General features: G+C 60.4%; 12 protein-coding genes and 2 pseudogenes. 8 read left to right on the forward strand and 6 right to left on the reverse strand.

From position 1 onward, the window contains the following. Nucleotides 1-77 precede the first annotated feature (77 nt). Nucleotides 78-680 (reverse strand): peroxiredoxin, encoded by a 603-nt coding sequence (locus AB5975_04085; protein ID XDR21100.1) that lies wholly within the window; start codon nt 678-680, stop codon nt 78-80. A 223-nt stretch (nt 681-903) separates the two neighbouring features. Here AB5975_04085 and AB5975_04090 point away from each other — a divergent pair, with 223 nt between their 5' ends. Together AB5975_04090 and bfr are read left to right on the forward strand one after the other, a co-directional pair. Further along, entirely contained in the window at nt 904-1,122 is a 219-nt protein-coding gene (locus AB5975_04090) for a bacterioferritin-associated ferredoxin (GenBank protein XDR21101.1), read from the forward strand. Nucleotides 1,123-1,323: 201 nt separating this feature from the next. Beyond that, a complete protein-coding gene (bfr, locus tag AB5975_04095; protein XDR21102.1) occupies nt 1,324-1,797 on the forward strand; it encodes a bacterioferritin in 474 nt (157 codons plus the stop codon). A 57-nt stretch (nt 1,798-1,854) separates the two neighbouring features. Here bfr and grxD read toward each other — a convergent pair whose 3' ends face one another. Both grxD and AB5975_04105 read right to left on the reverse strand, forming a co-directional pair. Further along, entirely contained in the window at nt 1,855-2,190 is a 336-nt protein-coding gene (grxD, locus tag AB5975_04100; protein ID XDR21103.1) for a Grx4 family monothiol glutaredoxin, read from the reverse strand. A gap of 91 nt (nt 2,191-2,281) precedes the next feature. Next, nucleotides 2,282-4,390 (reverse strand): molybdopterin-dependent oxidoreductase, encoded by a 2,109-nt coding sequence (locus AB5975_04105; GenBank protein XDR21104.1) that lies wholly within the window; start codon nt 4,388-4,390, stop codon nt 2,282-2,284. A 376-nt stretch (nt 4,391-4,766) separates the two neighbouring features. Here AB5975_04105 and argF point away from each other — a divergent pair, with 376 nt between their 5' ends. Both argF and AB5975_04115 read left to right on the forward strand, forming a co-directional pair. Further along, nucleotides 4,767-5,687, forward strand: a complete 921-nt coding sequence (gene argF / locus AB5975_04110) for an ornithine carbamoyltransferase (protein XDR21105.1) — start codon at nt 4,767-4,769, stop codon at nt 5,685-5,687. Then, complete coding sequence (locus AB5975_04115; GenBank protein XDR21106.1) at nt 5,684-6,793, forward strand: ABC transporter ATP-binding protein; 1,110 nt, start codon at nt 5,684-5,686, stop codon at nt 6,791-6,793. Before argF ends, AB5975_04115 begins: the two co-directional genes overlap by 4 nt. A 36-nt stretch (nt 6,794-6,829) precedes the next feature. On the opposite strand, the pseudogene ybaK reads toward AB5975_04115, so the two are convergent. Beyond that, nucleotides 6,830-7,299 (reverse strand): annotated as a pseudogene (gene ybaK / locus AB5975_04120) (Cys-tRNA(Pro) deacylase). Nucleotides 7,300-7,600: 301 nt separating this feature from the next. On the opposite strand from ybaK, the gene AB5975_04125 reads away from it, so the two are divergent. The 4 genes and pseudogenes from AB5975_04125 to glpD all read left to right on the forward strand — a co-directional run bounded on the left by AB5975_04125 (nt 7,601) and on the right by glpD (nt 12,557). Continuing rightward, nucleotides 7,601-8,452 carry an MIP/aquaporin family protein gene (locus tag AB5975_04125; GenBank protein XDR21107.1) on the forward strand — a complete coding sequence of 284 codons (852 nt, stop codon included), beginning with the start codon at nt 7,601-7,603 and terminating at the stop codon, nt 8,450-8,452. Nucleotides 8,453-8,501: 49 nt separating this feature from the next. Beyond that, complete coding sequence (gene glpK, locus AB5975_04130; protein XDR21108.1) at nt 8,502-10,001, forward strand: glycerol kinase GlpK; 1,500 nt, start codon at nt 8,502-8,504, stop codon at nt 9,999-10,001. 101 nt (nt 10,002-10,102) lie between these two features. Continuing rightward, a pseudogene (gene glpR, locus AB5975_04135) lies at nt 10,103-10,857 on the forward strand (DNA-binding transcriptional repressor GlpR). Between the two features lie 173 nt (nt 10,858-11,030). Further along, entirely contained in the window at nt 11,031-12,557 is a 1,527-nt protein-coding gene (gene glpD, locus AB5975_04140) for a glycerol-3-phosphate dehydrogenase (protein XDR21109.1), read from the forward strand. Between the two features lie 57 nt (nt 12,558-12,614). Here glpD and AB5975_04145 read toward each other — a convergent pair whose 3' ends face one another. Beyond that, a complete protein-coding gene (locus tag AB5975_04145) occupies nt 12,615-15,443 on the reverse strand; it encodes an NEL-type E3 ubiquitin ligase domain-containing protein (protein ID XDR21110.1) in 2,829 nt (942 codons plus the stop codon). Further along, nucleotides 15,410-16,993: a DUF6543 domain-containing protein gene (locus AB5975_04150; protein XDR21111.1), complete on the reverse strand. Its 1,584-nt coding sequence runs from the start codon at nt 16,991-16,993 to the stop codon at nt 15,410-15,412. The genes AB5975_04145 and AB5975_04150 overlap by 34 nt, the downstream gene beginning before the upstream one ends. Between the last annotated feature and the right edge of the window lie 211 nt (nt 16,994-17,204).

Here is a 17,204-nt window from a genome sequence, read left to right on the forward strand (position 1 = left end):
CCAGGACAGGCACTGGAAGCCTTGAAGTCCAGGCAAAAAACCGGCCACGAAGGCCGGTTTTTTTATGCGAGTGGCAATTACAGCTTGCCAGCGTTCTCGCTCAGGTAGGCAGCAACGCCTTCTGGCGAAGCGTTCATGCCTTTGTCGCCTTTTTTCCAGTTGGCAGGGCAAACTTCGCCGTGCTCTTCGTGGAATTGCAGAGCGTCGACCAGACGCAGCAGCTCGTCCATGTTACGGCCCAGTGGCAGGTCGTTGATGATCTGCGAGCGGACAACACCGTTGGTGTCGATCAGGAAGGCGCCACGGAAGGCCACACCGCCTTCGGACTCAACGTCGTAGGCTTTGCAGATTTCGTGGGTCATGTCGGCAGCCAGGGTGTATTTGACCTGACCGATGCCGCCGTTGTTGACCGGGGTGTTACGCCAGGCGTTGTGAGTGAAGTGCGAGTCGATCGAAACGCCGATCACTTCCACATTGCGCGCCTGGAAGTCTGGGATACGGTTGTCCAGAGCGATCAGCTCGGACGGGCAGACGAAGGTGAAGTCCAGCGGGTAGAAGAACACCAGGCCGTACTTGCCCTTGATGGCCGAGGCCAGGTTGAAGCTGTCGACGATCTCGCCATTGCCCAGCACGGCCGGAACGGTGAAATCGGGGGCTTTCTTACCAACGAGTACGCTCATTGTAATCTCCTGATGAGGGTGAAAAACCGTTTGCCGGGCCAGACGGGCCTGCCCGACATCCAACAAAGGCCGACCATCATACACGGCTTCTGATGACAGGCCGACTCCATCGACAAAGCAACCGCCGGTCGCTCAAGCACGGCCCTTCCAGAAAGTCCTTTGACAAGCATTCTCATTAACATTAAGCTCCACCCATCGACTCAACCCGCGATGGTCAGCCCTTATGTATGTGTGTCTTTGTGTCGGCGTTACCGACGGACAGATCCGCGATGCGATCTATGAAGGATGCTGCAGTTACAAGGAAGTGCGAGCCGCGACCAATGTCGCCAGCCAGTGTGGCAAATGCGCCTGCCTGGCCAAACAGGTGGTCCGCGAGACCCTGACCGAGCTTCAGGTCAGCCAGGCATCCCTGCCCTACCCTGTAGAATTTACCGCAGCCTGAACGCCCAGAATTTGAAGAACCGGACCCTGTGTCCGGTTTTTTTATGCCCAAAATTCAATAAGTTAGCGTTCCAACGCGGTTCACAAACATTCTTATTCCTATTAATTTTCACTTATTATTCAACAACTTAGGTTTGACACTCCTAAGTATCGGGCTCAAACTTCAGTGTATTGGCACACTTCTACAGGGCAGGAACCCGAAATGAAAGGCGACGTAAGCGTCATCCAGCATCTCAACAAGATCCTCGGAAACGAGCTGGTCGCGATCAACCAGTACTTCCTGCACGCACGCATGTACGAAGATTGGGGCCTGAACAAACTCGGCAAGCACGAGTACAAGGAATCCATCGACGAGATGAAGCACGCTGACAAACTGATCAAGCGTATTCTGTTCCTCGAAGGCATCCCGAACGTTCAGGACCTGGGCAAGCTGATGATTGGCGAGCACACCAAGGAAATGCTCGAGTGCGACCTGAAGCTGGAGAAGAAAGGCCTGGCCGACCTGAAAGCAGCCATCGCTCATTGCGAAACCGCCGGTGACTTCGGCTCGCGTGACATGCTCGAAGACATCCTCGAGTCCGAGGAAGAACACATCGACTGGCTGGAAACCCAGCTGGGGTTGATCGACAAGATCAGTATCGAAAACTACCTGCAGTCGCAGATGGGCGAAGAGTAATTATTCGCCGCATAAAAAAACCCGCGATCAGCGGGTTTTTTTATGCTTGCCGGAAGATCAGGCTTCAGCAGCCTTGGCCTTGGCAGCCGCTTCCTTGATCAGGGTTTGCAGCTCACCCTTTTCGAACATTTCCAGCATGATGTCGCTACCGCCAACCAGCTCGCCGGCTACCCACAGCTGCGGGAACGTCGGCCAGTTAGCGTATTTTGGCAGGTTGGCGCGGATTTCCGGGTTCTGCAGGATGTCGACGTAGGCGAACTTTTCGCCACAACCCATCACAGCCTGCGATGCCTTGGCCGAGAACCCGCACTGCGGGGCATTCGGCGAGCCTTTCATGTAAAGCAGAATGGTGTTGTTGGCAATCTGCTCTTTGATCGTATCGATGATATCCATCTAGCACCTCAGCTGAACTTTCCGACGCGGTCGTCGGCACGGTGACGCATTGTATCGGAAAGCCGAGCAGCGTGCTCGGCCTTGCCGTTGCTTACGCGGCCTCTACTTGCACGGGCACGCCATTGAGGGCAGCGTTGCCGGAAACCTGATCGCGAAAGCGCTCATCGGTCAGGTCATTGGCACTCACGCCCGGTTGCGCCTGGGCGATTTGCATGTGCACGCCCTGACGGCCATGGCCATAGCCATGGGGCAAGCTGACGACCCCGGGCATCATGTCCTCGCAGGCCTGCACCTCCACTTCAAGTTCACCCGTTCGCGAGCGGATACGCACCCGCTGGCCGTCCTGCAGCTGGCGCTGCTGCAGGTCTTGCGGGTGCATCAACAACTGATGGCGTGGCTTGCCCTTCACCAGGCGATGGAAGTTGTGCATCCACGAGTTGTTGCTGCGCACATGGCGACGCCCGATCAGCAGCAGTTCGCCCGGCACAGGTGGCGTCATTTGCGCCAGGCGGTGCAAGTCATCCAGCAACACCTGGGGCGCCGCTTCGACAGTTTTGCTGGCAGTCGCCAGGCGTACAGCAAGGTTGCTGCGCAACGGCCCAAGGTCAAGCCCATGCGGATGGTTGCCCAGTGTTTCCAGAGAGAGCTGCCAAGGCGTTGCTTCACCATAGCGCCCTTTGCGCAGGGCCAGATCGATCATCTGCGCAGGCGCCCAGGTGGGTTTCACCTCCAGTTCGGCACGCCTGGCAAACGCCTGCGCCAGGCCGACGAAGATCTCCCAATCATGCAGCGCCCCCTCCGGCTTGGGCAGGATCGCCCGGTTGAAGCGGGTGACGTTACGCACGGCCAGCAGGTTGAAGGTGCTGTCGTAATGGTCGTTTTCCAGCGCCGAGGTGGAGGGCAGGATCAGATCGGCATGGCGGGTGGTCTCATTGATGTAGAGATCGATGCTGAGCATGAACTCCAGGCCATCCAGTGCCGCATCCAGCTGGCGGCCGTTAGGCGTCGACAACACGGGGTTACCGGCAACTGTCACTAATGCGCGCACCTGCCCTTCGCCAGGCGTGCGTATTTCCTCGGCCAAGGCCGCCACGGGCAATTCACCGCCGTACTCGGGCAAGCCCGACACACGGCTCTGCCAGGCATTGAAATGACCACCCGAGGTGGTCGCCACCAGGTCGACGGCAGGCTCCGTACACAACGCGCCGCCTGTGCGGTCGAGGTTGCCGGTCACCAGGTTGATCAGTTGCACCAGCCAGTGGCAGAGCGTGCCGAAGGCTTGGGTCGAGACGCCCATACGGCCGTAGCACACTGCCCGCCCGGCAGCGGCGAGGTCGCCTGCCAGCTGGCGTATGTCGGCTGCGGCAATACCACAGTGGGCGCTCACGGCCTCGGCACTGAACGGCGCAATGGCCTCGCGCACCTGCTGCAGGCCGCTGACCGGTAAGTGCGACCCCCGCGCCAGGCCTTCTTCGAACAGGGTGTTCAGCAAGCCGCACAACAGGGCTGCATCGCCACCGGGGCGAATGAACAGATGAGTGTCAGCCATTGCCGCCGTTTCGCTACGCCGTGGGTCAATCACCACCAGCCGCCCACCACGCGCCCGCAGGGCCTTCAGACGCTTTTCCACGTCCGGCACGGTCATGATGCTGCCATTGGAGGCCAGCGGGTTGCCGCCAAGAATCAGCATGAAGTCGGTATGGTCGATGTCCGGGATCGGCAGCAGCAGACCATGGCCATACATCAGGTGGCTGACCAGGTGTTGCGGCAACTGGTCCACTGACGTGGCTGAGAAACGGTTACGGGTCTTGAGCAGGCCCAAGAAGTAGTTGCTGTGGGTCATCAAGCCGTAGTTGTGCACGCTCGGGTTGCCCTGGTAGACCGCCACGGCATTGCGCCCATGGGCTTGCTGAACCGCCCACAATTTCTCGGCAGCCAGTGCGAACGCTTCGTCCCAGCCAATCGGCTGCCAATGCTCGCCTACTCGCTTGTGTGGCTGGCGCAGGCGATCCGGATCATTCTGAATGTCCTGCAACGCCACAGCCTTGGGGCAGACATGGCCACGGCTGAACGGGTCCAGCGGGTCGCCCTTGATGGAGCTGATAAACGCCCGCCCATCGTCTTCGTGACTGACTTCGATGTTCAATCCGCAGATCGCTTCGCACAGGTGACAGGCACGGTGATGCAGGGTCTTGGTCATGGCCGCCTCTGCCTTGTTGTTGTCCAGCAGTGACTATGCGCTCACCCCCAGCCCACAGCCAGTGCGCTTCGCCGCGTGAATCCACCGACATCAGGCGCACGATTTGCGACAGCCATTTGCCAAATTGCCAGCAAGCCGTGTACAACCTTGGTGTAGCAAATAAAAAACAGCACGGGCCAACGGGTAAAGACACCCTTTGCAACACCCTTTGCAATCAGGCCACTGTTTCCCCCCTTGGCTTCAGGCGACATTTACTTATAGTATTGCGCCTTTCCCTATTTCGTCCGCCCCGTGCGGCTTACGCCGCAGGTCACTCCCGTTGTCAAAAAAAACCATACGGTCGACCTGCATACCGTTGCAGATAAGGTAGTCAATCATGAGCGCTAGGCACTTTCTCTCCCTGCTGGACTTCACCACCGACGAATTGCTCGGGGTGATCCGCCGCGGCATCGAGCTGAAGGACTTGCGCAAACGAGGCGTGTTGTTCGAGCCGCTGAAGAACCGCGTACTGGGCATGATCTTCGAGAAGTCCTCCACCCGCACCCGCGTGTCGTTCGAAGCCGGAATGATCCAGCTTGGCGGTCAGGCCATCTTCCTGTCCCCGCGCGACACCCAGCTGGGCCGTGGCGAGCCGATCGGCGACAGTGCCATCGTGCTGTCGAGCATGCTTGACGTGGTGATGATCCGTACCCACGCCCACAGCACGCTGACCGAGTTCGCTGCCAAATCGCGCGTGCCGGTGATCAATGGCCTGTCCGACGAGTCGCACCCGTGCCAGTTGCTGGCCGACATGCAGACCTTCCTCGAGCACCGCGGCTCGATCCAGGGCAAGACCGTGACCTGGATCGGCGATGGCTTCAACATGTGCAACTCCTATATCGAAGCCGCCAGGCAGTTCGATTTCCAGCTGCGCATCGCCTGCCCCGAAGGCTACGAGCCGGATCAACGCTTCATGGCGCTGGGCGGTGACCGCGTGCAGATCATCCGTGATGTCAAGCAAGCCGTGCGCGATGCACACCTTGTGGTCACCGATGTCTGGACTTCCATGGGTCAGGAGGAGGAAACTGCACGGCGCCTGGCGCATTTCGCGCCTTACCAGGTCACTCGCGAACTGCTCGACCTGGCGGCACCCGATGTCCTCTTCATGCACTGCCTACCCGCCCACCGTGGCGAGGAAATCAGCCAGGACCTGCTCGACGACCCACGGTCGGTCGCCTGGGGCGAGGCTGAAAACCGCCTGCATGCACAGAAGGCGCTTCTCGAATTCCTTGTAGAACCGGCTTACCACCACGCATGAGTCAACCCCTACTGCTCAACCTGCGCAACCTCGCCTGCGGTTATGGCGATCAGCGCATCGTCCAGAATCTCAACCTGCACCTGAACGCAGGCGACATTGGTTGCCTGCTCGGTTCGTCCGGTTGCGGGAAAACCACCACGCTGCGCGCGATTGCCGGTTTCGAACCGGTGCACGACGGCGAGATCCAGCTGGCCGGCGAAGTCATTTCCCGTGCAGGCTTCACCCTGGCCCCGGAAAAGCGTCGCATCGGCATGGTGTTTCAGGACTATGCGCTGTTCCCGCACCTGACCGTGGCGCAGAACATTGCCTTCGGCATCGCCAAGCACCCACGCCAAGCCGCCGTCATCGAAGAGATGCTGGAACTGGTCAAGCTGGGCGGCCTGGGCGGGCGTTACCCGCATGAGCTTTCTGGTGGCCAGCAGCAGCGGGTCGCCCTGGCCCGTGCGCTGGCGCCTGAACCCCAGTTGTTGTTGCTGGACGAGCCGTTCTCCAACCTCGACGTGGAATTGCGCCGGCGCCTGAGCCATGAGGTTCGCGACATTCTCAAAAGCCGCGGTACCAGCGCCATCCTGGTTACCCATGACCAGGAAGAAGCCTTTGCCGTCAGCGATCAGGTTGGCGTGTTCAAGGAGGGCCGCCTGGAACAGTGGGACACGCCCTACAACCTTTACCACGAACCGCAAACGCCGTTCGTGGCCAGCTTCATTGGGCAGGGGTATTTCATCCGTGGGCAGATGAGCAGCCATGAGGCCGTCAATACCGAGCTGGGTGAACTGCGCGGCAACCGTGCCTACATCATGGCACCAGGCAGCTCGGTGGATGTGCTGCTGCGGCCCGACGATATCGTGCATGCACCCGGCAGTTCACTGCAGGCGAACATCGTCGGCAAGAGCTTCCTGGGGGCATCGACCCTGTACCGCCTGCAACTGCCTACCGGCAGCCAGCTGGAGGCTATCTTCCCTAGCCATAACGACCATCAGGTCGGCGAAGATGTGGGGATTGCGGTGAAGGCCGATCACCTGGTGCTGTTCCCGGTGCCGGGCAGTGTGGCGGCGCAATTGCCGCGGCAAGAGAATGGCGTTCGTCGGTACAGTTCGGCGACCTGATTCGAAATCTCGGGGCCGCCTTGCGGCCCAGAAATCTCAGCCCCGACCGATGCCGGCAAATTTGCCCTGGGTATGCTCGGCCAGCACCGCCGCCGCCAACTCCACTTCCAACCCACGCCGTCCAGCACTGACATGGATGGTTGCGAAGTTCTGCGCTGATTCGTCAATGAACGTACGCAGCCGTTTCTTCTGCCCCAGCGGGCTGATACCGCCTACCAGGTAACCCGTGGCCCGTTGCGCCGCCGCAGGGTCCGCCATCTCGCACTTCTTCACCCCGGCAGCATGGGCCAAGGCCTTGAGGTCCAAGGTACCTACCACAGGCACGACCGCTACCAGCAACTCCCCTTCTCGCTGCTAGCCAGCAAGGTCTTGAACACCTGTTGCGGGTCGAGCCCGAGCTTTTCCGCCGCCTCCAGGCCATACGACGCCGACTTGGGGTCATGTTCATAACTGTGCACACGGTGCTCGGCGCGGTGCTTCTTCAACAGGTCTAGGGCGGGGGTCATGCAAGGGCTCCGGTCTGGGACGGCTCGGCGGCTACTTTAGGACAAATCCCACATCCCAGCCAGCGCACCACAATCGCGCGCCTCTACTACGGGGATTCGAAGCGGATTTTAGCGACCATATCGTGACTGGTCGTTCACTTTCGACCTTTGACATCAGCGTTTCTTGTCTATATTTTTTCGTTTCTGAATAAACACTGCACTTTTAAGGTGCATTCCTACATCTGCCCGGGTCAATGGGGATAGACACCGGGCTTTGCTGTCGAGCGCCACGCGCCTCACAACAAAAAAAACGAGGTCATACATGACGACTGCTCTACGCCAACCCACGTTGTCCAGCCAATGCCTGGCCGAGTTCCTGGGCACTGCCCTGCTCATCTTCTTTGGCACCGGCTGCGTCGCCGCGCTCAAGGTCGCGGGCGCCAGCTTCGGGCTGTGGGAAATCAGCATCATCTGGGGCGTAGGCGTGAGCATGGCCATCTACTTCAGTGCCGGTATTTCAGGTGCGCACCTGAACCCGGCGGTGAGCATCGCCCTCACCCTGTTCGCCGGGTTCGACAAGCGCAAGCTGCCCTTCTACATGCTGGCCCAGGTGTGCGGCGCCTTCTGTGGCGCGGCGCTGGTGTACACGCTGTACAGCAACCTGTTCTTCGATTTCGAACAAGCCCACGCCATGCTGCGCGGCAGTGAAGCCAGCCTGGAGCTGGCCTCGGTGTTCTCCACCTACCCGCACCCGTCCCTGTCCACCGGCCAGGCATTTGCGGTCGAAGTGGTGATCACGGCCATTTTGATGGCCGTGATCATGGCCCTGACCGACGACAACAACGGCCTGCCGCGCGGAGCCATGGCGCCGCTGCTGATCGGCCTGTTGATTGCGGTGATCGGGAGCGCCATGGGCCCATTGACCGGCTTCGCGATGAACCCGGCCCGCGATTTCGGGCCAAAACTCATGACCTTCCTGGCCGGTTGGGGCGAAATCGCCTTCACTGGCGGACGGGACATTCCGTATTTCCTGGTTCCGGTGTTCGCACCGATCCTTGGCGCCTGCCTGGGTGCCGCGACGTATCGCGGCCTGATTGCCCGCAACTTGCCAATGTCGCCTGCCGCGAACCCTGAGACAAATGACAATCGCCAGGGCGATACTCAAGTCAATTGATGCCGGCATCACGCCCAGCCCTGAACCCTTTTTTGCAAGGCCTACGACCATGACAGACACCCAGGACAAGCACTACATCATCGCCCTGGACCAGGGCACCACCAGTTCGCGGGCGATTATCTTCGACCGTGATGCCAACGTGGTGGGCACCTCCCAGCGCGAGTTCGCCCAGCACTACCCGCAGGCGGGCTGGGTCGAGCACGACCCGATGGAGATCTTCGCCACACAGAGCGCGACCATGGTCGAGGCCTTGGCCCAGGCTGGTATCAGCCACGCCCAGGTCGCCGCGCTGGGCATTACCAACCAGCGCGAAACCACCGTGGTATGGGACAAGGAAACCGGGCGCCCGGTGTACAACGCCATTGTCTGGCAGTGCCGCCGCAGCACCGAGATCTGTGCCCAGCTCAAGCGTGACGGCCATGAAGCGTACATTCGTGAAACCACCGGCCTGGTCACCGACCCGTACTTCTCCGGTACCAAGCTGAAGTGGATCCTCGACAATGTCGAAGGCGCCCGTGAACGCGCCGAGCGTGGCGAACTGTTGTTCGGCACCATCGACACCTGGTTGATCTGGAAGTTTTCGGGTGGCAAGGTGCACGTCACCGACTATACCAACGCCTCGCGCACGCTGATGTTCAACATCCACAGCCTGCAGTGGGACGACAAACTGCTGGAAATCCTGGGCATCCCGCGGCAGATGCTGCCCGAGGTGCGCCCGTCCTCGGAAGTGTACGGCCACACCAAGAGCGGCATCGCCATCGCCGGTATCGCCGGAGACCAGCAGTCGGCACTGTTCGGCCAGATGTGCGTGGAGCCAGGCCAGGCCAAGAATACCTACGGCACCGGCTGCTTCCTGCTGATGAACACCGGCGACCAGGCGGTGAAGTCGTCCCATGGCCTGCTCACCACCATTGCCTGCGGCCCACGCGGTGAAGTGGCCTATGCGCTGGAAGGCGCGGTATTCAACGGTGGTTCCACCGTGCAATGGCTGCGTGACGAACTGAAGATCGTCAACGACGCCTTGGATACCGAGTACTTCGCCAGCAAGGTCAAGGACAGCAACGGCGTCTACCTGGTGCCAGCCTTCACCGGCCTGGGTGCCCCGTACTGGGACCCGTATGCCCGTGGTGCACTGTTCGGCCTGACTCGCGGCGTGAAGGTGGACCACATCATCCGCGCCGCGCTGGAATCGATCGCCTACCAGACCCGCGACGTGCTCGACGCCATGCAGCAGGACTGCGGCCAGCACCTGTCCGAGCTGCGCGTGGACGGCGGTGCGGTGGCCAACAACTTCCTCATGCAGTTCCAGGCAGACATCCTCGGCACCTGCGTGGAACGGCCACAGATGCGCGAAACCACGGCGCTGGGCGCCGCCTACCTGGCGGGCCTGGCCTGTGGCTTCTGGAGCGGCCTGGACGAGCTGCGCGACAAGGCGATCATCGAGCGCGAGTTCAGCCCGCAGCTGGACGAAACGCAGAAAGAGAAGCTGTATGCCGGCTGGAAGAAGGCGGTCGAGCGAACCCGTGACTGGGAAGACCACGAGGCATAACGCTTGTTGGGGCCGCCACGCGGCCCCAATCGTCTACTGGCCGTCATCCCCTTCCTACGGCATTATTGCAGAATTTGTCCGGCTGCCCCAAAGGACCGCCCATGAATCTGCCCCCTCGCCAACAACAAATCCTCGAACTGGTGCGCGATCGCGGTTACGTCAGTATCGAAGAAATGGCGCAGCTGTTCGTCGTGACACCGCAAACCATTCGCCGCGATATCAACCAGCTGGCCGAGCTCAATCTGCTACGTCGCTACCACGGTGGCGCGGCCTACGACTCGAGCATCGAGAACACTGCCTACGCCATGCGTGCCGACCAGATGCGCGACGAAAAGCAGCGCATAGCCGATGCCGTGGCTCGGCAGATTCCCGACCACGCCTCGCTGTTCATCAACATCGGTACCACCACCGAATCGATTGCCCGGGCACTGCTCAACCACAACCACCTGAAAGTCATCACCAACAACCTGCATGTGGCTGCAATTCTGGCCGCCAAGGACGATTTCGAAGTGCTGGTGGCGGGTGGCACGGTGCGCCGTGATGGTGGCGTGGTTGGCCAGGCCAGCGTCGACTTCATCAACCAGTTCAAGGTCGACTTCGCCCTGGTGGGCATCAGTGGCATCGACGAAGATGGCAGCCTACTCGATTTCGACTATCAGGAAGTGCGGGTATCCCAGGCGATCATCGCCAATGCCAGGCAAGTGATCCTTGCCGCCGACTCCAGCAAGTTCGGGCGCAACGCCATGGTGCGCCTGGGTTCGATCAGCCTGGTCGAGACCTGGTGACCGACCAGGCGCCAACCCCCGCCCTCACTCAGTTGCTCAACCAGTACAAGATCCGCCTCGAAGTGGTTTGAGCCGAAGCGGGCTGCCAAGCGGCCCGCAATTTTCGTAAATGTTCACTTTATTGTCATCTGATCAGTTTTTTCTATAGAGACTGACTGGCGACGGGCTTTCTGTTGCGTTAGTATTTTCGGAAACGAACATAAATGTTCATATTCGATGTGAACAGCCTCAGGAGGCCTTGCCCGTGTCCCAGCCCGTTTCGTCCCAGCCCCCACTCGCCGACTGCTATGACCTCGCTGTGATCGGTGGTGGTATCAATGGCGTGGGCATCGCTGCCGACGCCGCTGGGCGCGGCCTCAAGGTGTTCCTCTGCGAAAAGGACGACCTGGCCCAGCACACCTCGTCGGCCAGCAGCAAGTTGATCCACGGTGGCCTGCGCTACCTGGAACACTACGAGTTTCGCCTGGTGCGCGAAGCACTGGCCGAGCGTGAAGTACTGCTGGCCAAGGCACCGCACATCGTCAAGCCGATGCGCTTCGTGTTGCCACATCGCCCGCACCTGCGCCCTGCGTGGATGATTCGTGCTGGCCTGTTCCTGTATGACCACCTGGGCAAGCGCAAGCGCCTGGGCGCTTCGCGCAGCCTGCGCTTTGGCCCGGGATACCCGCTCAAGCCAGCGATCAGCCGCGGTTTCGAATACGCCGACTGTGCCGTGGATGACGCCCGCCTGGTGGTGCTCAATGCCATGGCCGCCCGTGAGCACGGTGCGCACATCCACACGCGCACCCGCTGCCTGCGCGCCGAGCGCGTCGATGGCCTGTGGCAGGTTGAACTGCAGCACGCCGACGGCAGCCTGCAGACCCTTCGCGCCCGCGCCCTGGTCAACGCCGCCGGCCCATGGGTCGCCAGCTTCATCAAGGACGACCTCAAGCTCGATGCGCCTTATGGCATTCGCCTGATCCAGGGCAGCCACATCATCGTTCCGCGCCTGTACGAGGGCGAACATGCCTACATCCTGCAGAACGAAGACCAGCGCATTGTTTTTTGCATCCCCTATCTGGAACGTTTCACCCTGATCGGCACCACCGACCGCGAATACAGTGGCGACCCTGCTCAAGTGAAAATCACCGAGGGAGAAACGGATTACCTGCTCAAGGTGGTGAACCAGCATTTCAACCATCAGATCAGCCGTGCCGATATCCTGCACACTTACTCCGGCGTTCGCCCGCTGTGCAACGACGAATCGGACAACCCTTCGGCCGTGACCCGCGACTACACCCTTGCGCTGTCCGCAGGCGATGGCCAGGCACCGTTACTGTCGGTATTCGGTGGCAAGCTCACCACCTATCGCAAGCTGGCAGAATCGGCAATGGGCGAGCTCAAGCCATTCTTCACCGAGATGCGCGGCAGCTGGACGGCTGAAAGCCCGCTACCGGGCGGCGAGAACATGACCGACGCACAGGCGCTGGTCGATGCGTTGCTGGCACGCCATCACTGGTTACCCATGGACATTGCCAAACGTTGGGCTACCACATACGGCAGCCGCGCATGGCAACTGCTGGACGGTGTTCAAGGGCCGGTGGACCTCGGCCAGGCAATCGGCGGTGGCTTGTTCACACGCGAGGTGGATTACCTGCGCAACGAAGAATGGGCGCTGACGGCCGACGATATTCTGTGGCGGCGTACCAAGCTGGGCCTGTTCACCACAGCAGCAGAGCAGCAAACCTTGAAGCAATACCTGAACGATCGCCAGGGCGTCCAGGCTGCCTGATACCACGTAGTCGCAGGGCTTCGCCAAAGGCGCTGCCCTGCGTCAGGCCTCTTTGCGCTACAGAGGCCAACGTGCATAGGCTTCTACAGTCAAACGCTTGATAAGGGCGCTTTCTTGCGTTTCCAGGAGCCGCTTCAACTCATTGCACCGGTCCAGGTACGTCTGCTCATCGAGCGCGCCGGTCTCAACTTGTGATTCGTACGTTTCCAACGTTTGGCGATGAGCATCTACCAAGGCTCTGAATCGCTCAACGTATCTCTCCCGCAGGTAATGCTGCCAGAACTCCTGTTCAGCCAACGATTGCGCCAGTTGCTCGGTGGACTCCAAAGACAGCACTTCAGCCCTGGCGATATTGATGTCTTCCACGGTCACGAAAGCATCCAGCTCATAGTGCATACGCAGCGGTTGCGCTGGCAACTGCAGAAGCCCGGCCAGCCTGACCCGGTACGCCAGGTAGGTTTCGATGTCATCGATTCGCTCCAGGTTTCTCGGATGATTCGCGTTCACCTCCCTGAGCCACACCAGTTTGCGTGCGGCGATCCTGTCCACCTGTTGCAAGCGATACAGCGAACGCCCAAGCCTCATCAAAGCTGCTTCACTCTGCCCCTGGGCGAGGCCCGCCGTCTGTCGATGAACCAGCACACGCGTTTCCATCTGGCTGAACAGCCACAGCAGCCTGTCCTCACAGGTGGCCCGCCCGCCTGCCTGCTCGAACAACAACTCGCGCAACTCGCTGTTCTGCTCGCATGCCTCGATGATGCCCCAGGCCCTCGCCCGGTAGTACGCGGGATATTTCCGATAATCCGGACCGCGTGCGAAATCACGCAAAAAGTTGAAGAAGTCATTCGAGCCTACCTCGCTGCGCAGGTTGCTCCACAACGCCTCGCGCTCTGTGCGCAACGGGCCAGTCGCGCCGACGAGCCACTCTGCCTGCTCGGCCTGCAGATCCCCATGATGACGGTAGGCAGGGTTGTGTTGAACCGTGTGCCGCGCAGCACTCGAAGGCCCCGGTTGTTCCTCCAGCAATGCCTCACTGGCTTCATCCAGTGGATTATCGTGCAGCGCCATTTGCTGCAAGCGGGCGCGCAGGCCCACAAGGTCGCGATTGACTTGCCGAATACGGTTGTCACGCAAGTCGGCGATACCGCGCCAAGGCAACTGCTCAATGCCTGCGGGCAACTGTTCAATATTTGCCGCTCGCAACCCCAACTGGCGCACGTTCAATAACCGCCTTACCTGCGGAGCATTGCCCAACGGGTTGTAATTGAGCTCTATCCTTTCCAGAATGAGCAACGCATTAAGGCGTCGGCTGTCCGCCGGGGTCATCACGATCTGGTTGTTATCCAGACGCAACAGGCGAAGTTCGGTCAAATGCTCTATACCCGGTGGTACCGATACCAGTCGGTTATTGCGCAGATCAAGCTGCCTCAACTGCGGGAAGCGCCGTAAAAAGTCAGCGTCGATGCTCTCTAGATCCATGTTACGCAACGCCAAGCGAGTAACATGCCCGAAGCTGATACCCGCAGGCAGCTCAGGCAGGCTACCCACGCGTTCGCCGTTGATTTCCAGCGCATAACTGCCATCCCCCCGGCGTCTAAGCTTGCGGCGCCAGCAACGCCGGATCGCGTTGCTCACCCGGCTGCGCCTTAGAAGGTCCAGCATGTTTGCATACCCGGCTCGCCAACCCGCCAGGGCCTCACGCAAGGCACGCCATTGCTGAAACAGCGCTTGGTAGTGTGACCACGGGTCAACCCGCTCGGTAACCAGGCTGAGCATGTACTGCTGCAGTTGCGCGTCGTCGAGCGTTGGAAAGATCTGCGAAATGCCGCGCCTGGCAGCTTGGCCACGGCTTTCTGCCCGGCCACTGAGTGGGTAGCCGAGCCGGCCATCGGCAAACCGCACAGGAGGACGCACACCACCGGAAATAGGCACCTGGCCTATTAGCCTTGATGCGAGGTCGCGGTGCATACGGGCGTGCCCCGCCAGCCGTTCGACCAGTTGCTGTTCGTTCAGCAGTGGATCGCCGAGGACGACTTTCTGCTCGTCACTCATGCACAACAGAAGCGCGTGCATCAGGCTGTCGGTAGGTGCGGCTACGGGGCGAGGATCAACCGTCAGGTCATGGATGCGATAGGCCTGCTCTTCTCGCACGATGCACATCACCTCTGTTGCCGACTCTGCACCTGCTTGTCCCAGCAAAGTGCCCTGTGCCGAGCCCACGCGAAGCTCGACGCGCAACGCTTCTGGCCAGGGCGCGAGCTCATGGACCAAACCGATGGCCAGCTTTTCAGTATCACCATTGACCGCCTGTCGTTGACGAAAACCGGCGCAGGCGCGATCCAACCGGCTGTCATGCAGGAACCAGCGGATACGCTCAGCCATGGCCAATGGAACTCGCCCGGTAGAACGCAATCGTTCGAGCACTTGATTGTCGACCTGCTTGCGTATCTCTTTCGCGCCGCGAACGGTAAGCCCCGGAAATGAACGCCGCATCAATGCGTCTTCCACTTCCTCGGCCTCTTGGGCGGCAGCCACCAGCAACTCCAATGCATCTGCCTGAATGGCTGGATGCAGGGTGTGCAGCCGATGGCGATCGAATGCATCCCGCAACCGTGCAGGCGCTGGCGCGTGCTCAACATGCAGTTGACGAAGCTGTGCCTCGTCAAAGCCCGTGCAATCCAACACGGCGGTCGCCTGTTCCGCTGTCATGTCAAAAAAGTCCGCGGCCAGCCGACGTAGAAGTTGCAGCTCTCCCGTCCATTCCTGAGGCCGCTCCAGCGCATGGCGCCAGCCGCCGCTGCCGTTGCGTTCGAGTAACGGTCGATATGCCTGCTCGCGCTTCGGGTGACGGATTACCAAGTCCTTGCCATCCTGCGAGCGCGCCATCTGATAGTGCCTTCGTGAAACTGCACTTGAGAACGCCCCAGGTGCCCCTCACTTTGCGCCATGGACAAGCCGGGAGGTTGCTCCACCCGGTATGCCGCCATGTCAGAGGAGCAGAGTTTCAATTGCCCGCCATCGAGCATCACTGGGACCAACGCTCGCACCTGCGCCGCCGCGACGCCCACCGCCGCACCCACCGCCAGGTTTTCCGCGACCGCAAACACATGCCCCAAGGCAGCCTCACGGTCTCCGAGCTGCCAATCCTGATAGCCTTCGTAGACCTCGTCGGCAATCTGAAGCGCAGCAATCCCCAACATCACCTCGCCCAGTACGGGTACGAACAATCCGGCCAGGCCTAGCAGAGTCAAGCCGGCATTTTCATAGCCGGCGAGCCGCCGGCGGCGAGCGGCGGCATCTTCGTCTCCGGTAGGCACCGCCAACACCCTGGCATCGTCGAAGATCTTGTCAATGCGCTGGGCCCGCAGATGAGCGAACAGCGGTTTGTCCAAAGGAAAATGACGACCGTCGAGTGCCAGTGCGGCTCCTTTCGCGGTCTGGGCCTGAAGGCGTTCAAGCACGGCGCTGAAAGCCATACGCTCGCGCTCGCCAATGAACCGCATGAAAAACTTGGCAAACCGTGTTTCGCGCAAGCGCAGCCCTAAATCCTGGTAGAGCGCGGCCCAGGAAGCATGCTGAAGAACGGGTCGAGCAGCGTCGCCCGGTATCCAGACGATCAGCCCCGAAGGGGCGCCACCGCCATGTTCACGGCACTCGACCACCACCACACCCTGGATGCATTTGCCAAGCAAGAACAGTTGCCTGCAGGTAAGCACTGTGGTGTCGGCTGGTACGATCGGCGTGGGCGCGACAACCCTCAGCATCTGCAGGAAGCTGCGCTCATCGATGTCTGCTTTCAAAAAAGCGATGCGCACCGCCGCATCCAATGCCGTGCGCTGCGCCTCTTCAAACACAACCTCGACAGCACGCCGAGCATGGCCCGGCGTGCCGCCCGCCTCGTCAGCGGGTAACAGATGCTCTCGCAACAACCCTTGGTAGTGGCCGCCCAGGTCCAACTTACGGCAGAGCTTGGCGAACGACACGAACGAAATGGGCATCACGGCGCCTGACGCCGACTCCACCTGCCGGCGGACAACCGGCCTGGCCACGATTTCATCCTCAGCGAAATTGTGCATCGCTGCAGCCAGCAACGGCACCGCGTTCGTGCGCACCGTCCGTACCGAAGGTGGCATAGGGAAACTGCTCGGATAGAACCTGCGCTCCACAGTGCACAGCTGCGTCGAGCGCACATCGATATGGCGGTTGTGCTCCTTGTGCAAGGCCACTTCGAGGCGCGGAGCGGCAAATTTGGCCAAGCAAGGAATAGCGCTCAACAACCGATCCAACTGGTCGACACTTTGCTGCTGGCGGCTCAAAGCAAGGTTGAGCTCCTTCAGCGCATCGGCTGGCGCCTGCTTGAACCAATCGGGCAACTGCCTGGCGATCAGTGCCTCTACCGAGTCGGGTGGCAGGTCGTGCCTGGGGAAATCGCTCATGGACTGCCTCTCTATTTTGAGAAGCAGACAAGAAAGCTGAAAGAAGCCGTCATCCGGTGTTAATTAAATAGTACGCAGCTTGCGCCCCGTCGATTCGTTCGGATTACCGAACGATTGCATACCCATTCATTCGGGGATTCGGACGCAAATTCTGTTACATGACCACCGCTAAACTATTGATTGCCAGGTTCTGCGGGACGTTATGATCGAA

Source organism: Pseudomonas putida (genome assembly GCA_041071465.1).
GTDB lineage: Bacteria > Pseudomonadota > Gammaproteobacteria > Pseudomonadales > Pseudomonadaceae > Aquipseudomonas > Aquipseudomonas putida_P.